General features: G+C 33.8%; 17 protein-coding genes. 11 read left to right on the top strand and 6 right to left on the bottom strand.

What is annotated here, in order from left to right; all coding sequences use genetic code 11:
* Positions 1-35: 35 nt before the first annotated feature.
* The 5 genes from ACFQ1R_RS06530 to ACFQ1R_RS06510 all read left to right on the top strand — a co-directional run bounded on the left by ACFQ1R_RS06530 (position 36) and on the right by ACFQ1R_RS06510 (position 4,562).
* A complete protein-coding gene (locus ACFQ1R_RS06530; RefSeq protein WP_379925330.1) occupies positions 36-584 on the top strand; it encodes a dihydrofolate reductase family protein in 549 nt (182 codons plus the stop codon).
* A gap of 21 nt (positions 585-605) precedes the next feature.
* The gene (locus ACFQ1R_RS06525) at positions 606-1,052 is read left to right on the top strand and encodes an SRPBCC family protein (protein ID WP_379925329.1); all 447 of its coding nucleotides are present in this window, start codon (positions 606-608) and stop codon (positions 1,050-1,052) included.
* Between the two features lie 258 nt (positions 1,053-1,310).
* Positions 1,311-2,177: a UDP-2,3-diacylglucosamine diphosphatase gene (locus ACFQ1R_RS06520; RefSeq protein ID WP_379925328.1), complete on the top strand. Its 867-nt coding sequence runs from the start codon at positions 1,311-1,313 to the stop codon at positions 2,175-2,177.
* A gap of 4 nt (positions 2,178-2,181) precedes the next feature.
* A complete protein-coding gene (locus tag ACFQ1R_RS06515) occupies positions 2,182-3,171 on the top strand; it encodes a glycosyltransferase family protein (protein WP_379925327.1) in 990 nt (329 codons plus the stop codon).
* The gene (locus ACFQ1R_RS06510; protein ID WP_379925326.1) at positions 3,171-4,562 is read left to right on the top strand and encodes a GH1 family beta-glucosidase; all 1,392 of its coding nucleotides are present in this window, start codon (positions 3,171-3,173) and stop codon (positions 4,560-4,562) included. Before ACFQ1R_RS06515 ends, ACFQ1R_RS06510 begins: the two co-directional genes overlap by 1 nt.
* A gap of 107 nt (positions 4,563-4,669) precedes the next feature.
* Here the strand turns inward: ACFQ1R_RS06510 and ACFQ1R_RS06505 are convergent, their stop codons facing one another.
* Entirely contained in the window at positions 4,670-6,160 is a 1,491-nt protein-coding gene (locus ACFQ1R_RS06505) for a hypothetical protein (RefSeq protein ID WP_379925325.1), read from the bottom strand.
* Between the two features lie 4 nt (positions 6,161-6,164).
* Positions 6,165-6,638, bottom strand: a complete 474-nt coding sequence (locus ACFQ1R_RS06500) for a T9SS type A sorting domain-containing protein (RefSeq protein WP_379925324.1) — start codon at positions 6,636-6,638, stop codon at positions 6,165-6,167.
* A 455-nt stretch (positions 6,639-7,093) separates the two neighbouring features.
* Here ACFQ1R_RS06500 and ACFQ1R_RS06495 point away from each other — a divergent pair, with 455 nt between their 5' ends.
* Positions 7,094-9,388 carry a type IA DNA topoisomerase gene (locus ACFQ1R_RS06495; protein ID WP_379925322.1) on the top strand — a complete coding sequence of 765 codons (2,295 nt, stop codon included), beginning with the start codon at positions 7,094-7,096 and terminating at the stop codon, positions 9,386-9,388.
* On the top strand, positions 9,388-9,960 hold the full coding sequence (locus ACFQ1R_RS06490; protein ID WP_379926318.1) for a pseudouridine synthase: 573 nt from the start codon (positions 9,388-9,390) through the stop codon (positions 9,958-9,960). Before ACFQ1R_RS06495 ends, ACFQ1R_RS06490 begins: the two co-directional genes overlap by 1 nt.
* A gap of 166 nt (positions 9,961-10,126) precedes the next feature.
* Here ACFQ1R_RS06490 and ACFQ1R_RS06485 read toward each other — a convergent pair whose 3' ends face one another.
* On the bottom strand, positions 10,127-10,771 hold the full coding sequence (locus ACFQ1R_RS06485; RefSeq protein WP_379925321.1) for a hypothetical protein: 645 nt from the start codon (positions 10,769-10,771) through the stop codon (positions 10,127-10,129).
* A 5-nt stretch (positions 10,772-10,776) separates the two neighbouring features.
* A complete protein-coding gene (locus tag ACFQ1R_RS06480; protein WP_379925320.1) occupies positions 10,777-11,271 on the bottom strand; it encodes an RNA polymerase sigma factor in 495 nt (164 codons plus the stop codon).
* A 129-nt stretch (positions 11,272-11,400) separates the two neighbouring features.
* On the opposite strand from ACFQ1R_RS06480, the gene ACFQ1R_RS06475 reads away from it, so the two are divergent.
* Both ACFQ1R_RS06475 and ACFQ1R_RS06470 read left to right on the top strand, forming a co-directional pair.
* Complete coding sequence (locus ACFQ1R_RS06475) at positions 11,401-12,681, top strand: NAD(P)/FAD-dependent oxidoreductase (protein ID WP_379925319.1); 1,281 nt, start codon at positions 11,401-11,403, stop codon at positions 12,679-12,681.
* Positions 12,682-13,296: 615 nt separating this feature from the next.
* Complete coding sequence (locus ACFQ1R_RS06470; protein ID WP_379925318.1) at positions 13,297-15,450, top strand: TonB-dependent receptor; 2,154 nt, start codon at positions 13,297-13,299, stop codon at positions 15,448-15,450.
* Positions 15,451-15,481: 31 nt separating this feature from the next.
* Here ACFQ1R_RS06470 and apaG read toward each other — a convergent pair whose 3' ends face one another.
* Both apaG and ACFQ1R_RS06460 read right to left on the bottom strand, forming a co-directional pair.
* Positions 15,482-15,868 carry a Co2+/Mg2+ efflux protein ApaG gene (apaG, locus tag ACFQ1R_RS06465; RefSeq protein WP_379925317.1) on the bottom strand — a complete coding sequence of 129 codons (387 nt, stop codon included), beginning with the start codon at positions 15,866-15,868 and terminating at the stop codon, positions 15,482-15,484.
* Between the two features lie 106 nt (positions 15,869-15,974).
* Positions 15,975-17,228: a type IX secretion system plug protein gene (locus ACFQ1R_RS06460; protein WP_379925316.1), complete on the bottom strand. Its 1,254-nt coding sequence runs from the start codon at positions 17,226-17,228 to the stop codon at positions 15,975-15,977.
* Positions 17,229-17,382: 154 nt separating this feature from the next.
* On the opposite strand from ACFQ1R_RS06460, the gene ACFQ1R_RS06455 reads away from it, so the two are divergent.
* Positions 17,383-18,738 (top strand): Na(+)-translocating NADH-quinone reductase subunit A, encoded by a 1,356-nt coding sequence (locus ACFQ1R_RS06455; RefSeq protein WP_379925314.1) that lies wholly within the window; start codon positions 17,383-17,385, stop codon positions 18,736-18,738.
* Positions 18,738-19,964: an NADH:ubiquinone reductase (Na(+)-transporting) subunit B gene (locus ACFQ1R_RS06450; protein ID WP_379925312.1), complete on the top strand. Its 1,227-nt coding sequence runs from the start codon at positions 18,738-18,740 to the stop codon at positions 19,962-19,964. Before ACFQ1R_RS06455 ends, ACFQ1R_RS06450 begins: the two co-directional genes overlap by 1 nt.

Raw genomic sequence — 19,964 nt, 5'->3', positions numbered from 1 at the left:
TAAAGCGTAATATAACAACCACTAATTAATGCAGAATGAGAAAACTAATTGCTGCAATAAATACAACACTTGATGGTGTATGCGACCATACCGCAGGACTACCCGATGCCGAATTACACCAGCATTATGCCGAATTAATACGTAATGCAGATGTAATACTGTATGGCAGAATAACTTATAACCTTATGGGGTTTTGGGAAACACTATTAAAAAAACCTTCGGGCGAAAAAGTAATGGATAATTTTGCCATAGCTATGAACAACATTCCTAAAATAGTGTTTTCGCATACACTTGAAAACCTAACTTGGAATACTGCTAAACTTGCAAACAAACCTCTTGAGGAAACAGTTTTAGAACTTAAACAACAATCAGGTAAAAACATTTTGGTAGGCAGTAGAAGTTTAATAATACAATTAATGAAACTTAATTTAATTGATGAATACCAACTGTGTGTGCATCCTGTTGTTGCAGGAGGTGGTTTGCCTTTGTTTGAAAACCTAACCAACAGAACCATTCTCAAATTAATAAAAACCAAAACCTTTAGAGGTGGTGCGGTAACGCTTTATTATAAACCTTGTAAGTAATTAAAAAACCAAAACACGCACATGGAACAGAATCTTAATAACCAAATATATAGTTCTAGGTTGCTAAAAGCACCATTGGCAAAAGTTTATAAAGCTTTTGAAACTCCAGAACATTTAACTAAATGGTGGGGGCCAGAAGGTTTTACAAACACCTTTCATGAGTTTGATTTGCGTCCTAATGGTACATGGAAACTTACCATGCATGGACCCGATAAAGGACATTATGAAAACGAAGCTGTGTTTACCATAGTAGAACCCATGCGGTTAATTGCATGGCGCAGGGTAAGTAAACCACTGTTTAATATGGAAGTAACTTTTGAAAGCATCAGTGCTTTAGAAACCAAAATAGCTTTTAGAATGCTGTTTGATACAGCCGAAGAATGCAATAAAATTAAAGCGTTTGCAATTCCTAAAAACGAAGAAAATTTTGATAGACTTGAAAAAGAGCTTAGTAATGTATTGGTGTAAAGTGCATATATAACTTCAATGCGTTACTCATTTCAATTAATAGTCTTATTTTATTAATAGCTAAGTCATTTAACATCTTTTTAATACGTTGGTAACTTGTATTTAAAGGTAATGTTACAACTTTGTTGTTTTATAATACCCTATGCTGATAATTGTACATGATGTATCTATACTAGCAGTAAAGCCTTTAACTACTTGGTTTTTAAGTAGGTTTATTTTCTCCCTAAAAATTAAAACAAACAAAAACAGTGTAATAGCATGAAGAAACGAGCTGTTGATATTGTTGTGATTTCCGATGTGCATTTAGGTACCTATGGTTGTCGCGCCAAAGAGCTTCATAAATACTTAAAATCTATAAAGCCAGAACGCGTTATTTTAAATGGTGATATTATAGATGTTTGGCAATTTAGTAAACGGTACTGGCCAAAGTCGCACATGAAAATAATAAAACTCATTACCACATGGATTACAAATGGCGTACAAGTAAATTACATAACCGGCAACCATGATGAGATGCTGCGAAAGTTTGTAGGCTTTAAAATGGGTACTTTTAGTATTTCAAACAAAGAGCTGCTAACCATAGATGGTAAAAAAACATGGATATTTCATGGCGATGTGTTTGATGTAACTATGCAACATTCTAAATCTATAGCCAAACTAGGCGCGGTGGGTTACGATTCGTTAATACTACTTAATAGTGCCATTAACTTTTTGGCATCAAAGTTTGGAAAAGGGCCAATATCAATGTCTAAAAAAATAAAGAATAGTGTAAAGTCTGCCGTAAAGTTTATCAATAACTTCGAAAAAATAGCATCTGATATAGCTATTGAAAACGATTACGATTATGTAATATGTGGGCACATCCATCAACCTGAAATAAAACGCATAGAAACCGAAGCGGGTGCAGTAACCTATATGAATTCGGGTGATTGGGTTGAAAACTTAACAGCCTTAGAGTATGTAGAAGGTAACTGGCAATTGTTTAATTTTAAAGAACACTTTTTAGTTGAAGAAGATACAGATGTAGATACCAATGATGAAGATGTTTTAGAAACAAAAGCACTTTTTCAAATGATGATGAAGGAGTTTCAAACCGATGTAAAACAACCCAAAGCAACCCTATAATAGTATGAAAGTACTTTACGCTATACAAGGCACGGGTAACGGGCATTTAAGTCGTGCACGCGATATTATACCCATACTTCAAAAAAAAGATATAGAGTTAGATATTTTGGTAAGTGGCACAGAGGCCGATATAAACATACCATATCCCATAACCTACCAACTAAAAGGGTTAAGTTTTGTGTTTGGTAAAAAGGGTGGTGTTGATTTTTGGAAAACGTATTTTAAAGCAAAGTCTATGCGACTTCATAAAGAGATAAACACGCTGCCTATTGAAAAATATGATTTAGTAATTAATGACTTTGAACCTGTTTCAGCTTGGGCATGTAAACTAAAAAAGAAACCCTGCGTAAGCTTAAGTCATCAAGCAGCTGTATTAGCTTCAAATGCACCAAAACCTAAAAAAAAGGATGCTTTAGGAAAACTCATTCTTAAAAAATACGCACCAACTACCAAGCAATATGGGTTTCATTTTAAAGCATATCAAGATAATGTGTTTACACCTGTAATACGGCATGATATTCGAACAGTAGTTTGTGAAATAGGTACACATTATACCGTGTATCTACCATCGTATGATGATGAAAAGATTATAAAAATACTATCAAAAATACCAGAAGTATCATGGCAAGTGTTTTCTAAACATACTAAAAAAAGTAGTGTTATTGGAAACATAAGCCTTCATTCGATAACCAACGAAGCCTTTGTAAAAAGTATGGCAACTAGCAAGGGTATTTTGTGTGGTGGTGGTTTTGAAACACCAGCAGAAGCCTTATTTATGGGTAAAAAGCTGATGGTTATACCTATGAAAGGGCAGTATGAACAGCAATGTAATGCGGCAGCTTTAAAAGAAATGGGCGTTCCTGTAATAAAAGCATTGAAAAAGAAATATATAAAAGATATTATAAATTGGATAGCAGATGATACTATTGTAACAGTTGATTATCCAGATAGTACAGAACAAATTATAGATAAGTTATTACAGGAACATCTATAATGCAAAACCATGATATGGATTTTACCAATCCCCAACAAAACATCAATTTAACATCTCAAGATTTCGGAACAGACTTTGTATTTGGTGTATCAACGGCAGCTTATCAAATAGAAGGTGCTCATGCCATACATGATAAAGGAGCTTCAATATGGGATTATTTCACGTCAAAAAAAGGCAACATACTAAACAATCAACACGGGCAAATAGCTTGCGATTTTTATAATAAGTTTGAAGAAGATATTCTGCTTATGAAATCGATGAACATAAAACATTTTAGGTTTTCCTTAGCATGGTCGCGCATTATGCCAAACGGCACCGGAACGGTAAGTGCTGATGGCATTTATTTTTACAATCGCGTTATAAACTGCTGTTTAAAATGTGGTATTACGCCTTGGGTAACCCTATATCATTGGGATTTGCCACAAGCCCTACAGGAAAAAGGTGGTTGGGTAAATAGAGCTATAATGCATTGGTTTGAAGACTATGCCAAGGTATGTGCTACTCATTTTGGCGACCGAGTAAAGCATTGGATGGTTTTAAATGAACCTATGGTGTTTACGGGCGCGGGTTACTTTTTAGGTGTGCATGCGCCAGGAAATAAAGGTTTAAAAAACTTTTTACCCGCAGTACACCATGCCGTAATGTGTCAAGCCATAGGTGGCAAAGTATTACGTGCCTTAGTGCAAAATGCTACAATAGGCACAACGTTTTCCTGTTCACAGGTTACACCTTTTAGAAATACACCTAAAGATGTGTTGGCAACAAAAAAAGCCGATGCCTTATTAAACAGATTATTTTTAGAGCCATCATTAGGTTTAGGATATCCTACCAAATACGTGCCTGTTTTAAAGCGTATTGAAGCATATGTAAAATCAGACGACCTTGAAAATGCAGTGTTTGATTTCGATTTTATTGGTGTTCAGAATTATACGCGCGAAGTAATAACACATAGCTATTTTGTACCATATTTAAAGGCGAAAATAGTAAAAGCCTCCAAGCGAAACGTTAAAACAACGCTTATGGATTGGGAAGTATATCCACCAAGTATTTATAATATGATACATAAGTTTAATCAATATAAAGGTGTTAAAAAAGTAATTATTACTGAAAATGGTGCTGCTTTTACTGATGAACTTATAAATGGTGAAGTTAATGATACAGAACGACTAGAGTACATACAATCGTGTTTAGAACAAGTACATAAAGCCAAAAGTGATGGGCTAAATGTAGAAGGCTATTTTGCATGGACATTTACTGATAATTTTGAGTGGGCAGAAGGATATCATCCAAGGTTTGGATTGGTATATACTAATTTTTATACACAACAGCGTATTGTAAAAGCATCAGGGAAATGGTATAAACAGTTTTTAGGGTATAATACCATTGTTTAAACCAGTTGAATTAAAATGAATTTATAAGGTTTGTTGTAAGTATTTAAATAGTAAAAGGCTACCAATTGTATTAGTAGCCTTTTATTTGTAAATAGTAATTCTTTTTATTATTTAATTTCTTTTACTACAATTTTACCAATTAAGTTAACATCAGTTCCTTGAGTTTTTTCAAGCTCTAGATTAACGTCTGTTGATGGTTTGAATAAAAAGTTTGTAGTAGACATGTTATATGATATATCTGAACCACCTTGTCCAAAATAGATTTCTGTACCTAGGTATGCACTATTTGTGGCATCTTTCATTTTATATGTATGGCCACCAGTTGCATTGTAGATATAAAAAGCAACTGTAACTTCGTACATTTTATTAGCATGTAGTGTGATTGAAGAACCGTTCATAACAACACCATTAACATAAGTTGAAGCTGGGAACATTGATGTTAGTGTTTGTGCGCCTAAAGTACTAGAGTTTCCAAGATAAGCATAAGCATATTCTGGAGCCGTTGAACTACCGCCAGTAGCACTAATTACTCCACCGGAAATATCAATACCTGTACCCGCTGTATATGTACCTGCAGGACCTTGAGGACCCATTGGACCAGTTGCACCATCTAAACCGTCATTGCCAGCAGGACCTTGAGGACCCATTGGACCTGTTGCACCGTCTAAACCATCAGCACCGTCTAAACCATCAGCACCATCTAAACCAGCAGGACCTTGAGGACCCATTGGACCAGTTGCACCATCTAAACCGTCATTGCCAGCAGGACCTTGAGGGCCCATTGGACCTGTTGCACCATCTAAACCGTCATTACCAGCAGGACCTTGCGGACCCATTGGACCTGTTGCACCGTCTAAACCATCAGCACCATCTAAACCTGCAGGACCTTGCGGACCCATTGGGCCTGTTGCACCGTCTAAACCATCAGCACCATCTAAACCTGCAGGACCTTGCGGACCCATTGGGCCTGTTGCACCATCTAAACCGTCATTACCAGCAGGACCTTGCGGACCCATTGGACCTGTAGCACCATCTAAACCGTCAGCACCATCTAAACCTGCTAGACCTTGAGGACCCATTGGGCCTGTTGCACCGTCTAAACCGTCATTACCAGCAGGACCTTGCGGACCCATTGGACCAGTTGCACCATCTAAACCGTCAACACCTGCTGGACCTTGAGGGCCAGGTGTAGAGCTGCCAGATGTTTTTGCATACAATGCATAAGGAACACTTAGCATTTGGCTTGTTCCTGTAATTGTATAACTACTTCCTCCTGTTGGATCTGTTTCTATTTTAAGAAAAAAGTTATCCGATCCCCAATCAATAGTTGAGAAGTCACCAGAAACTGGAGTTCCTGTTCCTATTTCTAAAGTAACTAATCCGTTTGTATTGGTACTGGTGTTTTGTGTTTCCACGTAAACAGCAGTTCCAGACGCCGACGTTTGTAATATGCTTATTTGCATACCAACGGCTTGGTTTGCTACAAGATTATTGTTAGTGTCTCTAATAATTGCTTGATAACTTATCTTACTTGGGGTTTGAGCAATACTTACAGCTGTAATTAATAAAGCTGCTATTAGGGTGTATAGTTTTTTCATATTCTTAATTTTTAATGATTTTAAATGATTTTAATTCTTTACTACTTTGGTTTACTTTAAGGATGTAAGTACCTGTTTCTAGATGTTGCATACTTATTTGTGTAGTTTCTGCAAGTTCTTGTCCTTTTGAAATAGTTTTACCTTGTATATCATACATTACATAAGTAAGACCTTTTAAGTTAGCGTCTTTTAGTTTAAGAATGATGTAGTCGGTAGTTGGATTTGGATAGGTGGCTAACTTTAAAGTTAATCCTGTAAATTCAGGATTACTTAAAGAAAATAATTCAATACTTTGTTGAATACCTTGTGTTAAAGTTCCATTGCTACCTGAGTTGGTTGTGTAAACTAATTGCCCAACCGAATAGCTTGATGTACCGCCACTACCTGTGGCTTCTCCTCCCGATGTAGAAAGGCTTTCTTGTGAAAAAATTGAGTGCGTAGCACAGAGTAATAATGCTACAAATGTGGTCTTTACCATATAGATTTGTTTTGTAGGATTTTTTTAATTTACTATGGAGAGAAGCTTGAAAAAGAAAGAAATTCCTCATTAATAATTCAAATATATACATTTTAACTGATAAAAAATACATTTAATCTGTTTTTTTTGTAAAATTATTTTCACTATTTTGTAAGTATTTGAAAAACAGTATTTTGAAGATTATTCTTTTATTTTTATTTTTTTGTAAGCTAATTCATTATTTATTTAAAATAATTAAAATCATACAGTAGTTCTGTTTTCTATATCATTAATAGTTAATTGTGAGTTTTGGTCGAGATATTTAGTAGCGATGTTTTCTATAAGTGTTTTTTAAAAGAAGATTAAGAATCTTTTTATTTAATCAGTCATCAAAACGTTAATAACTACTAACAATTCCTTTTTAAAACCAACGCTTAAATTCCTATTTTGCACCACCAAAATAATAAAGAAATTAAGTGAAAGTCTGTATTGCCGAAAAACCAAGTGTAGCCCGAGAAATAGCCCAAGTATTAGGTGCTAATACTAAACATGATGGGTATTTTGAAGGTAATGGCTATGCAGTAACTTATACCTTTGGGCATTTATGTACTTTAAAAGAACCTAACGATTATAAACCATATTGGAAAAGCTGGGATTTAAACAATTTACCCATGTTGCCTGAAAAGTTTGAAACCAAAGTGGTAGCAAATTCTGGTATACAAAAGCAGTTTAAAATAGTGAAAAGTTTATTTGATAAAGCTGAGGTGGTTATAAACTGTGGTGATGCTGGTCAGGAAGGTGAACTTATTCAACGTTGGGTGATGAATGAGGCAAACTATAAAGGCGAAGTAAAACGCTTATGGATTTCATCATTAACTACCGAAGCCATTAAAGAAGGTTTTGAGAATTTAAAACCAGCCACAAACTACGATAATTTATATTACGCAGGGTTTTCAAGAGCCATTGGCGATTGGTTGTTAGGTATGAACGCTACCCGATTATACACAGTAAAACATGGTGGTTACAAACAGGTTTTGTCTATTGGTAGGGTGCAAACACCTACATTAGCAATGGTGGTAAACCGTTTTAAAGAGATTGAAAACTTTAAACCGCAACCGTATTGGGAATTGCAAACCATGTATCGAGAAACACTTTTTAGCTATGAAGAAGGCCGTTTTTTAAATAAGGAAGATGGTGAGTTTTTAGCAAATAAAGTAAAAGAAAGTGATTTTGAAATTGTATCTATTGAGAAGAAAAAGGGCAATGAATATGCACCTAAACTATTCGATTTAACGGGTTTACAGGTATATTGCAATACCAAATTTGGCTTTTCAGCTGAAGAAACACTTAAAATAGCACAAACGCTTTATGAGCAAAAAGTAGTAACCTACCCCAGAGTAGATACCACGTTTTTACCAAATGATATTTACCCAAAAGTAAATGGCATACTTCAAAAACTAACAAATTATGGCGCTTTAACACAGCCACTTTTAGGTAAGAAAATTAAAAAATCGCCTAAAGTATTTAATGATAAAAAAGTAACCGATCACCATGCTATTATACCAACTGGTGTTCAAATAAATTTACAATACAACCAGCAACAGGTGTATGATATTATTGTAAAACGTTTTATTGCAGTGTTTTATGATGATTGTTCAGTGTCAAATACCACCGTTATTGGAAACGCTGCCAATGTAGCATTTAAAACTACAGGCAAAGAAATATTAAAAAAAGGTTGGCGTGTGGTTTTTGAAAGCTCAAACTCCAAAGAAAAAGAACCAGATATATTACCAACCTTTATAAAAGGTGAAAAAGGTCCACACGAACCGTCGTTTTTAGAAAAAGAAACCAAGCCACCTAATCAGTTTACAGAGGCTACTTTATTACGTGCTATGGAAACCGCAGGCAAACAGGTTGATGATGAGGAGTTACGCGATTTAATGAAAGAAAATGGCATTGGACGACCATCAACCCGAGCTAATATTATTGAAACCCTTTTTAAGCGTAAATACATTGTTCGTAATAAAAAACAGGTGTTACCAACACAAACAGGTATTCAATTAATTGATACGATTCAGAATGAATTATTAAAATCTGCAGAACTTACAGGTACTTGGGAAAAGCAATTAAAAGATATTGAAAAAGGGACATTTAGTGCTGCTGAGTTTATAAATAATATGAAGCAAATGGTTGATGCTTTGGTGTATGAAGTACGTAGTGAAACCACACGTGCCAACATATCGCACGCAATCAATGTGAAAAAGCGTGAAGCCAAAGCTGAAAAACTAAAAGCCGCAGGTATTTTGGCTGAAGTTTGCCCAAAATGTAAAAAAGCAACACTTATAAAAGGGAAATCGGCGTATGGTTGTGGTAATTATAAAGTAGGTTGCCATTTTGTATTACCTTTTGTTTTTGCTGATAAAAAAATATCGGAAAACCAGTATATGCGATTGCTTCAAAAAGGTAGTACGGTAAATTTAAAAGACTTTAAAACAGAAACAGGAACGGTTGAAGGTTTGTTGCGTTTTGATGCAGATTTTAAGCTGGTTTTAGAGCCAAAGCAGGTTGTTGCTAAAACCACAATTGATGAATTAACATGCCCTAAATGTAAAAAAGGTGCCGTTATAAAAGGAAATACTGCATATGGGTGTAGTAACTATAAACTTGGTTGTGATTTTAAAGTAACGTTTGAGTTAGTTCGAGAAAAAATAAACGAGCAAAAGCCAACTAAAGAATTGGTTTATAGTATATTAACTAAAGTGTTTAAATGATGCATAAGCATTATATAATCTATAAGCCTTACGGGTATTTAAGTCAGTTTGCAAGTAATGCTTCAAAACAACAATCAAAAAAATTTTTGGGTGATTTACATGAGTTTCCTGAAGGGATTATGGCTATTGGTCGTTTGGATGAAAAATCGGAAGGGTTGTTGTTGCTTACTACCGATGGTAAAATGAGTGATTTTATAAATAGCCAAAAAGTTGAAAAAGAATATTATGCTCAAGTAAATGGTGATATAACTGAAGAAGCTATTGAGCAACTAAAAACAGGAGTTGAAATTGGTTTTGAAGGTAAAAAATATCAAACCAAATCTTGTGAGGTGTTTAAACTGCAAGAAGCACCTAATTTGCCAATACGTTCAAAAAAAATACGTGATGATAGACATGGACCAACATCGTGGATATCAATCACTTTAAATGAAGGTAAATTTAGGCAGGTACGAAAAATGACATCGGCAGTTGGGTTTCCTACCTTGCGTTTGGTTCGGGTTCGGGTAGGAAGAATTTTTTTAAATACTATGGAAGTTGGTGATGTTATTGAGGTTTTTCGGTTAGAATGTTAGAGGGTTATAAAAATGAGGTTTGAAAAAAAACAGTTGAAGTAACTTTGGTTTTTTTGTTAATTGTTAATTGTTTTGCGTTAGGGATAGCAACGAAAAGCCCACAGCGAGGTACGAGCGAGGACTTGTAGTGTATAGCCCGACCCTTTTCGGGTAACGCCCAAATAAATTATATTTCTAACTTTTTTAATTCGTTGTAATTACGGTTTAGGCGTTTTAGTAGTAACCCGTAGGTTAACCAATAGATTAATAGCAAAATACCTATGGCTGCGGCTAGTAATAATATGGTTACTATAATAATGCCTGCGTAAATTTGAAATACACCGCCGTTTAATGATGCCGATTGTAGTTGTGCTGTAATGTTGGGGTCGTGTTTAAGCCCGTATGTTGCGCCTAAAAAAGTGCCTAAAACTAGAAATGCTAAATTGAAAACGACATATTGTTTTACGGTTTGTCTTGTTTTTAATATGTTTTCTATTAAGGTTTTAGAATTATCGGTTGCCGATATGTTTTTGTGGTTTTTGTAAAATTGATAAAAGAAATAGATTAACACAATGTAGCTAACTATGGTTAGTGGTATTAAAATGTGGTCTATATCTAGGTCGTTCATTTTATTGGATATGGGTGTGCCTTTTAGTAATACGGAAATAACCAACCAAAACGCAAATTCTAGTAGGCTGATGATGAATATCCATTTTACAATGTTTGATGATTTGGCATGAATCATCGAATAAATTTCTTTATATGTTAACTGTGGATACTTGGAGGTATCTTGTTTTTTCCAGTCTTTTTTTAATAGTTCTAACTCATCCATAGTTTTTAGGGGTTTAAAATGGTTTTAAGTTTTGTTTTAATTCGGTTCATTTTCACTCTGGCATTCACTTCACTTATACCTATGGTTTCGCTTATTTCGCTATAGTCTTTATCTTCTAAATATAAAAACACAAGGGCTTTTTCAATATCGTTTAATTGGTGTACTGCTTTGTAAAGTATTTTAAGTTGTTGTTCTTCGGTATCATCGTAGGCTTCAGCTTTCATCATAAATGCTACGCCTTCAAAATCTTGAGTTACAATGCTACGTTTCGATTTTCTATAAAGTGTTATGGCGGTATTTAAGCCTACACGATACATCCAAGTACTAAATTTTGCATCACCCCTAAATTTTGGGTACGCTTTCCATAGTTGAATGGTTATTTCTTGAAACAAATCGTTATGTGCATCATAATTATTAGTGTACAAACGGCACACTTTATGGATGATGTTTTGATGCGTTTCTAGCAATTCAACAAAACTATGTTCTAGTTCTTTATTCAATTTTTTGGTTTGGTTACTGTATAAGTAGCTAGTTGTTTTAAAATGTTACAACTTGGTAAAAATAATAATTTATAAATAGTATAAAATATTTGATACGCTATATCTTTGTATGATATTTTTTTGTATTTTATGAATATTCCTCAAACAAGTTTGCCTAGAATTGTAATAATTGGAGGCGGTTTTGCTGGTATAAATTTAGTAAAAAAACTAGGTAATAAACCAGTACAAGTTGTGCTGATAGACAAGCGTAACTACCACACATTTCAACCCTTATTGTATCAAGTATCATCGGCAGGTTTAGAGCCCGATTCTATAGCGTATCCGCTTCGTAAAATTTTAAAGCGTTATGATAATACGTATTTTAGAATGACGAAAGTGCGTGCTATTGATGCCGATGCTAAGGAAATTCAAACAGATATAGGTGTAATTAGTTTTGATTATTTGGTGATTGCTACTGGTACTAAAACTAATTATTTTGGCAATACACAAATAGAAGCTAATAGTATGCCTATGAAAAAAGTACCTCAAGCTTTAAACATTAGAAGTTTGATTTTGCAAAATTTTGAACAAGCTGCTATTACTAATGATAAAGTATTGCGCAAGGCATTGTTAAATTTTGTGATAGTAGGAGGTGGACCAACGGGTGTGGAACTTGCAGGTGCTATAGCAGAACTTAAAAACAATATTCTACCAAAAGATTATCGAGATTTAACACCTTCGGATATGCAAATTTATTTGTTAGAAGGTAGTCCACGCGTGTTACCAACAATGAGTGAACACGCCTCAAAAAAAGCAGCAAGATTTCTTACTAAGTTGGGAGTGCTTATTCATTTTAATACGTTTGTTAAAGATTATGATGGCAAAAAAGTTAAGACCAATTTAAGTCTTGAATTAGAGTCTGAAACCTTAATTTGGGCTGCCGGTGTAACAGGCGATTTGGTTAACGGACTAAAAGCAGAAGCACTAGTTGAAAGAGCGAACAGATATAAAGTAAATGCATATAATCAAGTGGAAGGTTACTCTAATATTTTTGCGTTAGGAGACATTGCTTTAATGGCTACTGAAGACTATCCAAAAGGGCATCCGCAAGTAGCGCAACCAGCCATACAACAGGCGCAACTTTTGGGTAAAAATATCATCAATTTAATCAACAATAAACCACTAAAAAAATTCAAATATATTGACAAAGGATCGATGGCAACTGTGGGAAGAAATAAGGCAGTTGTAGATTTAAAACATTACAAATTTGCTGGCTTTTTTGCGTGGTTTGTTTGGATGTTTGTACACCTTATGGCATTGGTTGGTTTTCGAAATAGAGTAGTGGTTTTCTTTAATTGGTGTTATAATTATATTAATTTTGATAAAGCTGCACGCCTTATTATACGTCCGTTTCATAAGTTAAACCATTAGTTTGTTTTGATTGTATTAATTAATTGATTATTAATTTAATAATTGGTATTAATAGATTTTATCTATAGTGAGTTTTTGAGCTTCAAAACAAGAAAAATAATGAAATTTTATTTGAAAAAGGCGCTTAAACAGTTCTTGAATAATTAAAGCTTGTGAAAACTTTTTTAAGCCAGTATTTTTCGAAATTATAAAATATATTCGTTTAAAAAAACTATATTTTCTAGGCAAGCAATTAACTTTTTTAAAGGAATAAAAGTTTAAGTAATTTCAAATTAATTGCAAAAAAGCTTAGCTAAAGTATGGGGTAAAAAAACGTTTATTTTGATTCAAAAAAAAGCAAGATAAAACATGCCTTTTTTTGTTTTTCACGAACCAGAAAGCGGTTGTTTTTTTTGGTTGTTTTTTAATATTAATTGATGTAAAAAGGGTAATAATTTTTCATCAAAAAACGGTTTTAATATGCTTTTTTTAGTCCGTATTTTTATTTGTTTTTTTTTTTTTTTTTTTTGTGAATTTTTCAATTCATCACCAAATTTTTACAGTTCGGTAATCAATAATTTTTAGCCAAAAAAGAATGCTACACTTTTGCTGAGTAAACAAACAATAACCAAAATCATGCAAAAATTAATTACACTTTTCATTGCTTTTTTAGGACTGAATTTAGTAGCGCAAACAACCATTAACGGAACGGTAGTGGACGAAAAAGGCATGCCAATTCAAGGTGCTAATATTTATTTAGATGGTACTTATGATGGTGGTACAACAAATGAAACTGGAGCATTTTTATTTAAAACAACCAACACAGGAAACCAAACTTTAGTGGTGTCTTACTTGTCTTTTGAAACATTTACTAAGATAGCCGATGTTGCAAATATGAAGAATTTAAAGATTGTTTTGCGAGAAGATGTTAGTTCTTTAGATGCCGTAGTGCTATCAGCAGGAACATTTCAAGCAGGAGATAATAGTAAGGTGAATGTTTTAAAACCTTTAGATGTTGTTACTACAGCAAGTGCTTTGGGCGATTTTGTTGGTGCGCTACAAACCCTGCCAGGAACAACTACGGTTGCGGAAGATGGTAGGTTGTTTGTGCGTGGTGGAGATGCTAATGAAACACAAATTTTTATTGATGGTATTCGTGTGTTTACACCGTACACACCAACAACCAATAATACCCCAACACGAGGAAGGTATTCACCATTTTTGTTTGATGGTATTACGTTTTCAACAGGTGGTTATTCGGCTGAATTTGGGCAAGCACTTTCAAGTGTGTTGTTATTAAATACGATTGATGAACCCGACCAAAATAAAACTGATATTGGCATTATGAGTGTTGGTGCGGCACTTGGAAAAACTAAAAAATGGAAAGAAAGTTCTATAAGTGCGAATGTGTCTTACATTAATTTAGCACCCTATAACGAGGTGTTTTCAAATAGAAATAATTGGATAAAACCTTTTGAAACCTTTTCAGGTGAAACGGTATTCCGAAAAAAAACAAATTCAGGGTTGTTCAAATTATATGCTGCTTTTGATACAACTAATTTTGAATTGACACAAGAAGATATTAACTATGTAGATGGTGTTCATTTTAAATTAAACAATAAAAACGGGTATGTAAACGGGTCGTATGAAAGTGAATTGAATGCTACATGGACACTTTTTGGAGGCGCTAGCTATACGTATGCAACTAATAATATGGCTATTATTGATAGCGATATTAAAGGTGCGGAAAACTCATTGCATGCTAAATTGAAGTTTAGAAATAGAATAAGCAACAGGTTTAAGCTTTATTTTGGTGCGGAATACTTCATTACTAATTTTAAAGAAAACTATAATGATGCGGTTGTAACCAATGCTAATTACGGTTTTGATAATAATATTGCGGCAGCATTTTCAGAAGCCGATATATTTATGTCAAAAAAGCTAGCTTTTAAAACTGGTTTACGTGCCGAATATAGTGCATTGTTTAAAGATTTCACACTAGCACCAAGGTTGTCTATGGCTTATAAAACATCGGGTAAAAGTCAGGTGTCTTTAGCTTATGGTAACTTTTATCAAAACCCATCAAGTGATGTTTTAAAATTTAATCAAAATTTAAAAGCCCAAAACACATCGCATTATATTTTTAATTATCAGTATAATGCAGACAGGAAATTATTTAGGCTAGAAGGCTATTATAAAGATTATAATAATTTGGTTAAGTATAATTCCGATGTTGCCAACTTTAATAGTGATTATAACAACAGCGGTTCAGGATTTGCTAAAGGTGTTGATGTATTCTGGCGAGATAGTAAAAGCATTAAAAATGTAGAATATTGGGTGAGTTATTCGTTGTTGGATACCGAACGCGATTATAAAAACTATCCAACCAAAGCGCAGCCTAGTTTTGCAAATAGACACAATATATCGGTAGTTGGGAAATATTGGATTGACGATTGGCGTAGTCAAGTTGGTTTTAGTTACGGTTTCGCATCAGGAAGAACGTACACAAACCCTAATAAATCTGGTTTTTTAAATGAAAAAACAAAGTCATACAATAACTTAAGTTTGAATTGGGCGTATTTAATTAGTCCGCAAAAAATACTATACGCATCTGTAAACAATGTTTTGGGGCATAAAAATATTAACGGCTATCAATACGCAAATACGCCTGATTTAAATGGTAATTTTAACAGACGTGCATTACAACCTGCAACAGATCAATTCTTTTTTGTAGGTTTCTTTTGGACGATAAGCGATGATAAGAAAAGCAATCAGTTGAATAATTTGTAAAGTGGCTTTAGTTAAAAACTAAAAGAAAAGCTTAATTTATAGCGAATGGTGCACTCAATTTAAACGTGGGAATAGTAACCTTAAAGTTTTTAGTAGTAGTGAAATTAACCATGTTATAATGCCCTTGCATTGCACCAAAAGGCGATGTAAGCAAGCAACCAGAAGAATATGTATATGATTCACCGGGTTTTAAAACAGGTTTTTTGCCTATAACACCTTCACCTGAAACAATTTCAATGTTGTTTAAAGCATCTAAAATTTCCCAATGGCGAGCGTTAAGTTGTACAGAATCTTTGCTTTGATTTTCAATAGTTACCGTATATCCAAAGGCGTATTGTATTTTATAATTTTTATAAAATGAGCCTTCATAGGTGGTTTCTACCGAAATTTTAATGCCTCTTGTAACTTGTTGAACCATGTGGTTTATTGAAATAAAAATTCAATTATGCTGCTAAAATACTAAATATTAAAGCGATTCGATGAATTTTAACGTCTTTGGTTAAAATATTAGTTAAAATGTGCAATTAATTCGAGATATTAACCGAGCTACCTTCGCCAATACCAATAATTTTATCGTAACGTGCGCCTAAATCTCTGTAATAAACAATTACTTTGTAGTTGTTTTCAGTTTGATAAAAATTTCCACTTATAGCACCTTCATCCAAACTACCATCTTTGTTAACTACAACATATTTATAGTTGTAAAAACCTTGTTTTAAAAGCATTGTGTTTGTAAAAACATTGTAAGTTTCATCATATTGAAGTTTGGTGCTTTCATCAATCACGTAGTTATTGAAATTTCCGTAAACATGAATGTCCTTATTTTTAAATGTTTCCTTCGGAATTAACGAAAAGTGAATCCAAACATAATCGGCTTCAATGCTTGGGTTTTCAGCATCTAAAGCAGTAATTACATAATTGCCATTTATATCGGGGTTGTAAGTGTAAGGTTTGCTTGCGCGTTCAACATTAGTAAATAAATAGTTGTGGTAAAGCTCTTGTAAATCTATCGCTCTAATACCTGTATTGGCTGCCCGAACATCTTTGTTTTCAAAAAACAAATATTCATTTCCGCCCCAAAAACTGGTTTCGGTATCATATTTATATATAAGTTGGTTGCCTAAGGTATATTGTGGTTTTAGGTTTTTAATAGCTGTTTTTAAATTGTTGTTTTGCACAATAACTGCTTTAACGTTTTGTGTTGGGTTGTTTAATTGTATGTTATTGGAAGTAATAATGATTTCAACACGCTGTTTTTCTTCAATAAATTTAACATCGCGAGATCGTTTTATATTCACGCCAACAGCAGTAGCATCTTCATAAATCATAAATTTTCTTGAAAAAACCAATTCGTCATTGCTGTTAAAAATACTAAGCATGTAGTTTCCTGATACTTTCAACCCTCTGGTTTGTTGGTTAGGAATGGTAAGTTGGTAGTGTGAATAAATTTGATAGGAGTTGAATGAGTTTTCATAAGTTCTAATACGTTGGTTGTCAAAACCATCCATGTATTCCGATTTCATTAAAACTGAAGGCGTCCAATCGTAATTATAATGTGTTATTTTATAATAATAATCGGCTTCATTACCGTTTAAAGCATCAAATTCTAAAATAACATATTCGCCAAGTTTTAAAATAGGTAATTGTGTTTCGGGTGTATTGCCTTTAAAATTAACGGTTTTAATATAGTTTGGAGGATTTACTTCGGAAATCTGGGAAAGGCAAAACAAAGGAAAAAGAAGAATAGGAATAAAAAATTTGCGATTTATTACTTGCATTTTTAATAGTTGTTTTTTGGTAAATATAGGCAAATTTAGTGCCGAAAAAATATATGCTATTTGCTAAAAAAAAACTAAGTATTATTATGTAAACTGTATTATTAATTTGTATTTTTGCCCCGATTTTTAGACAAATAATTTCAATATATAAAATATGTCAAACGACATTCGCATTAAAAAAGGTCTAGACATTAAACTTAAAGGTGAAGCTGAAAAAACCTTAGAAAAGGCAATTTTAAGCAACTTTTATACTTTAAGGCCTGATGATTTCCACGGCGTTATACCTAAATTAATTTCTAAAGTTGGATCGAAAGTAAAGGCAGGAGAACCTGTTTTTTACGATAAATCTAATGAAAACGTAAAGTTTGTTTCGCCAGTTTCTGGTGAAATAATTGAAATTGTACGAGGTGAAAAACGTAAAATTCTATCAATTAAATTACAAGCAGATAAAGAAGATGCTTATCATGATTATGGTAAGTTTAATCTGGATACCGCTAAACCAAATGAGATAAAAGCTCATTTGTTAGCTTCTGGTTGTTGGCCTTTTGTAAAACAACGACCGTATGATGTTATTGCAAACCCAGATAAAATGCCAAAAGCTATTTTTATTTCAGGTTATGCTAGCGCACCATTAGCAGCCGATTTAGATTTTACACTAAAAGGCAAAGAGGCTGAATTACAAGCGGCAATAACTGCATTAGGCAAGCTTACAGAAGGTAAAGTGCATGTTTCGGTTGGTAGTAAGTCAAATTCACCATTAGCAACATTAACTGGTGTAACTTTACACAAGGTATCTGGTCCGCATCCGTCGGGTAATGTAGGCACGCTAATTAATAAAGTAGATCCTGTAAATAAAGGCGAAGTTGTTTGGACGGTTGCTGCACAAGATTTAGTAATAATAGGCGAATTGCTTTTAACAGGTAAATTTAATGCAGAACGTATTGTAGCGTTGGCAGGTTCTTCAGTAGAAAGTCCAAGATATTTTGTTACTAAAATAGGTAGTGAAGTTGCTACCATGATATACGATAAAGGTATTGCGCAAAGAGCACATGTTCGTGTTATTTCTGGAAATATATTAAGTGGTAAACAAATAAAACCAGATGGAAATTTAGATTATTATAGCAATGTAATAACAGTAATACCAGAAGGTGATGATTATGAGTTATTTGGGTGGAATAAACCTGTATTTAATAAAATATCTACATCTAGAGCATTAACATTTTCATGGTTAAACCCTAATAAAAAATACGATTTAGATACCAATACAAATGGTGAGCACCGTGCGTTTGTGGTAACTGGTGGTTATGAAGAGGTATTTCCTTTAGATATTTATCCAATGCAAATTTTAAAAGCTTGTATGTATAAAGATTTAGATGAAATGGAGGCTTTAGGAATGTACGAAGTTGCACCTGAAGATTTCGCATTAACCGAATTTGTATGCGTATCAAAACAACCGCATCAAGAGATTATTAGAAAAGGATTAGATGTAATGCTTAAAGAAATAGGATAATGAGTTTAAAAAATAGATTGCATGTCTTAAAAAGAAAGTATAGAGGCTCTAAAATGGCGCCTGCGTTTAACGCAATTCATACTTTTTTATACTTGCCAAATGAGACCACACATAATGGTACTCATATTAAAGCTGCCGATGACTTGAAACGTACCATGAACACCGTTATTATGGCAATGGTACCGTGTTTAATTTTCGGAATGTTTAATGCAGGATATCAACATAACTTAGCGGTTGGTGATATTCAAGCAGTAACTTCAGGTTTCTTTAGTTCAGAATTTTGGACTTTAGATAATTTCTTTATTGGCTTCTGGAAAATAATTCCATTGGTTATTGTTTCTTACGGTGTAGGTTTAGGGATAGAGTTTTTATTCGCTATCATAAAAAAACACGAGGTTGAAGAAGGATATCTTGTAACAGGTATGTTAGTGCCATTAATTGTGCCAGTTGATATTCCACTATGGATGTTGGCAGTAGCTGTAGCTTTTGGTGTTGTAATAGGAAAAGAAGTTTTTGGTGGTACAGGAATGAATATTCTAAATCCGGCACTTACAATCAGAGCATTTTTATTCTTTGCATATCCAACATGGATGTCTGGAGATAAAGTTTGGGTTGAAGGTGCTGTACAAAGAACCAAAGATATAGCTGCAGGTGCAAATCTAGATGCTATTTCTGGCGAAACCATTTTAGGAACATTAGCACAAGGAAAACACGTTGCCTATTCAACATGGGATATGTTCTTAGGATTTATTCCTGGATCGGTTGGTGAAACCTCTACACTTTTAATCATATTAGGAGGCTTATTTTTAATATTCACCAAAATAGGAAGCTGGAGAATTATGTTGTCTTCTGCATTAGGAGCAATAGCAATGGGGTTAATATTTAACCAAATAGTTGATGCAGGTGTTATTACAGAAACTAGCAAATTTTACGGTTTAATGAGCACACCGTTTTGGGAACACCTAATTATTGGTGGTTTTGCTTTCGGTACTGTATTTATGGCTACCGATCCTGTAACCGCATCACAAACAAACAAAGGAAAATGGATTTACGGGTTTTTTGTAGGATTCATTTCTATTTTAATACGTGTATTTAATCCAGCATACCCAGAAGGTGTTATGTTAGCAATTTTATTAATGAATGTGTTTGCACCAACTATAGACCATTATGTGGTTCAAGGAAATGTGAAACAACGAATGAAACGTTTAAAAGCTAAAACTGCATAA

The sequence above is a fragment of the Mariniflexile jejuense genome, assembly GCF_042675665.1.
Lineage (GTDB): Bacteria > Bacteroidota > Bacteroidia > Flavobacteriales > Flavobacteriaceae > Mariniflexile > Mariniflexile jejuense.
Note: the sequence above shows the minus strand (reverse complement) of the source record. Positions and strands in the feature narration are given on the sequence as shown.